Source organism: Eubacterium sp. AF15-50 (genome assembly GCF_934835595.1).
In the GTDB taxonomy this organism is placed as follows: Bacteria; Bacillota; Clostridia; order Lachnospirales; family Lachnospiraceae; genus Eubacterium_G; species Eubacterium_G segne.
In genome coordinates, this window is the sequence record NZ_CAKVZL010000128.1 from 1 (window position 1) to 4,126 (window position 4,126).

1 protein-coding gene and 1 pseudogene are annotated in these 4,126 nt (G+C 37.2%); one reads left to right on the forward strand and one right to left on the reverse strand.

The features are described 5' to 3' along the window. Positions 1-167: pseudogene (locus tag Q5O73_RS10225) on the forward strand (uracil-DNA glycosylase); the annotation flags it as partial. Between the two features lie 316 nt (positions 168-483). On the opposite strand, the gene Q5O73_RS10230 reads toward Q5O73_RS10225, so the two are convergent. Then, positions 484-4,126: acyl-CoA dehydratase activase-related protein (locus tag Q5O73_RS10230; protein WP_302669631.1), on the reverse strand; the 3,643-nt coding region annotated here is incomplete at its 5' end.

The following is a 4,126-nucleotide window of genomic DNA, read 5'->3' on the forward strand; positions in this document are numbered from 1 at the left end:
AGAAGGCAATGCTTACCAATCCTAAGCATTTAATTTTAGAAGCACCACATCCAAGTCCGTTGTCTGCATATCGTGGATTCTTTGGATGCAAACACTTTAGCAAGGCAAATGAATTTTTGGTAGCCAATGGGGTGGAGCCGATAGACTGGCAGATTGAGAATATATAGGGAATGATATATTAATTATGAAAATAATGAGTTTGAGTATTGGAAATACAAAATTGTAGAGAAGTTAGTTATAAATAAATATAATTATAAGTAAAAAGCAGATTGTTCTATGTGTAATAGAGAAATCTGCTTTTTTATGCGATTTGTTTTGTTATAAGCCGAAAAAGAGACAATTTGTGCTAGAATGTTGCAGAGAAATCCACTAATTTCACAGCCACAAAATTTAAAAAAAATCAAAATCCACAGCTATAAGATTAAAAACATCAAACATATATTCACAAAATTGTGCTCACCCCAAAAACATTCCTACCGGAACTTACTTAACTTTGCCTTTTCCCGTTTCTTCCTGGCTTTTTAAGCGCTTGTTAGCTGTAGCAAGCATTAACTTGATTCGGTTAAGCTGGTTTACTTCGCTGGCACCAGGGTCATAATCCACAGCTACAATATTAGCATCAGGATTCATGGCTCGAAGCTTTTTAATAACACCTTTACCTACAATATGGTTTGGCAGGCAGGCAAATGGCTGGGTACAAATAATATTAGGTACACCATCATGAATAAGGTGAAGCATTTCACCTGTCAGGAACCAACCTTCACCGGTTTGGTTACCAATGGAAACAACCTTTTCTGCCATTTCACTCATTTTCCAAATATCAGAAGTAGGAGTGAAATGTTTACTCTTAATAAGAGCCTTCTTGGCAGAGCCTCTCATCCATTCCAGAGCTTTAATACCTAAATTATTAATGTAAACAGATTTTTTGCTAAAGCCTAACTTTTCATACTTAAATGTAGCATTTCTAAATCCGTAAAGGAAGAAATCCACAAGGTCAGGCATAACAGCCTCAGCACCTTCAGCTTCAAGTAAGTTAACCAAATCATTGTTGGCAGTAGGAGAGAACTTAACTAAAATTTCACCTACAATACCAACTCTTGGCTTTTTGATATCCATGACAGGTATGGCATCAAATTCCTCAACAATTTTCTTCATATTCTTGCGGAAACGATGAATGCCAAAATGTTTATCGGATAACTCTTTACATAATTTATATTCCCATTTTTTATGAAGGGCGTCAGTTTCACCTGCGTTTACTTCATATGGACGGGTGTGATATACAACTCTCATAAACAAATCACCATACATGGCAGCTTCAACTGCTTTTACGGCAAAGAGAGGAGTAATCTTAAATCCACTGTTAGTTTCAATTCCCGTAAAGCTTAAGGACAAAACAGGAATATGACCCATGCCGGCTTTTTCCAATGCACGCCTAATGAAACCAATATAGTTTGTAGCACGACAGCCACCACCGGTCTGGGTGATAATAACCGCTGTCTTATTCAAATCATATTTACCTGAAAGCAACGCTTCCATAATCTGTCCAACAACAATAAGTGAAGGATAGCAGGCATCATTATTAACATATTTAAGTCCTACATCAATACAGGACTTGTTACTTGGCATTACTTCAAAATTGTATCCACATGAATTAAGGGCGGATTCAAGCATTTTGAAGTGAATAGGACTCATCTGAGGACAAAGAATAGTATATTTGTCATCATACATCTGCTTTGTAAATTCAACCTTGTTAATTGATGAAGGCTGAATTGTTCTCTCAAAATGATTTTCACTGCGAACTCTGATAGCAGCAAGAAGAGAACGGATTCTGATTCTTGCAGCACCTAGATTGTTTACTTCGTCAATTTTTAAAACAGTATATATTTTTCCTGACTTAGTCAATATGTCACTGACACAGTCAGTAGTTACAGCATCAAGACCACATCCGAAACTGTTAAGCTGAACTAAATCCAAATCATCACGGGTCTTAACATAGTTGGCAGCTTTGTAAAGTCTTGAATGATACATCCACTGGTCAGATACGATTAAAGGTCTTTCCACATCAGCTAAATGTGAAATGGAATCCTCAGTTAAAACTGCAAGGCCATAGGAATTAATCATTTCAGGAATACCATGGTTGATTTCCGGGTCGATGTGATATGGACGACCGGCAAGAACAATGCCACGTTTGCCTGTTTCTTCCATATACTTTAATGTTTCTTCACCCTTTTTAGCCATATCAGATCTAGAAGCAAGTAATTCCTCCCATGCCAGATGAGCAGCATTCTTAATATCTGCCTCACTAATGCCAAATGCCTTGGTAAATTCCTCAACTAATCGTGAAGTGATGGTATCCTCATTAGTCAGTGCCATAAAAGGATTCATAAAATTAATGTCAGGGTCATTTAATTCCTCAACATTATTTTTTATATTTTCTGCATAGGATGTAACAATTGGACAATTGTAATGATTGTTGGCATCAGGAGTTTCATTTCTCTCGTACGGAATACAAGGATAGAAAATAAATTTAGCTCCGTTTTGAAGCAACCATGCAATATGACCATGAGCAAGTTTCGCCGGATAACACTCTGATTCACTAGGAATGGATTCAATTCCCATTTCATAAATCTTATGGGATGAAACAGGTGAAAGCATAACACTAAATCCTAAATTTTTGAAGAATGTTGCCCAAAATGGAAAATTCTCATACATATTTAAAACACGTGGAATACCAACTACACCCCGTGGAGCCTTGTCAGCATCAAGAGGTTCGTAATCAAATATTCTGTGCATCTTATATTCAAAAAGGTTAGGAATGTTTTCCTTGTTTTTCTGACCGCCGATACCCTTTTCACATCTGTTACCACTTATGAAACGACGACCGTCGGAAAACTTATTAATTGTTAAAAGACATGAATTGGTACAACCTTTACATCTCGTCATGGAAGTTTCATAAGAAAAAGCTTCAAGCTGTGACAAATTGAGCATGGTTGTTTCTTCACCTTTGTAACGTTCTCTTGCAATAAGGGCAGCACCGAAAGCACCCATAATACCTGCAATATCAGGTCTGATAGCCTTACAGTCGGCAACCTTCTCAAAAGCTCTAAGGACGGCATTATTGTAGAAAGTACCACCCTGAACTACGATTTTACGTCCAAGGTCTTTAGCATCAGTAATTTTAATAACCTTATACAAAGCATTTTTTATTACGGAATAAGCAAGCCCTGCTGAAATATCGGCAACACTGGCACCTTCCTTTTGGGCCTGCTTAACATTTGAATTCATAAATACGGTACATCTCGTTCCCAAATCAGTAGGATTAGAAGCAAACAAGGCTTCCTTTGCAAAATCCTGTACACTGTAATTTAATGACTTGGCAAAGGTTTCAATGAAAGAACCGCAGCCTGATGAGCAGGCTTCATTTAACTGAACGCTGTCAACAGAATTATTCTTTATTTTGATACATTTCATATCCTGACCGCCAATATCTAAAATGCAGTCAACCTGTGGCTCAAAAAATGCTGCAGCATAATAATGGGCAACAGTTTCAACCTCACCTTCATCTAAAAGCAGTGCAGCCTTAATTAAAGCCTCACCATAACCTGTAGAACATGAGCGGACAATCTTAGCATCGGCAGGAAGACTTTTATAAATATCTTTTACTGCTTCAATAATGGTTGTCAAAGGATTTCCATTGTTGCCACTGTAATATGAGTACAGTAAAGTACCATCTTCACCGACTAAAGCAGCTTTGGTTGTAGTAGAACCTGAATCGATTCCTAAGTAACAATTGCCTGTATATGTAGCAAGGTCACCTTTCTTTACAGTAGCTTTATTATGTCTTTCTATAAATTTATTGTATTCATTTTCGTTGTTAAAAAGAGGGTCTAAACGCTTGATTTCCATAGACATTCGGACACCCTTTGAAAGTTGCTCATACAAATCAGAAATATTAATTCTTACATTTGGATTGTGATTAAGGGCAGCACCTGTAGCAGCAAAAAGATGCGAATGCTGTGGTGCCACAATATGTTCATCATCAAGTTTCAGAGTTCTGATAAATGCATTTCTAAGCTCCGGCAGGAAATGTAATGGACCACCTAAAAATGCAACGGTTCCTCTAATT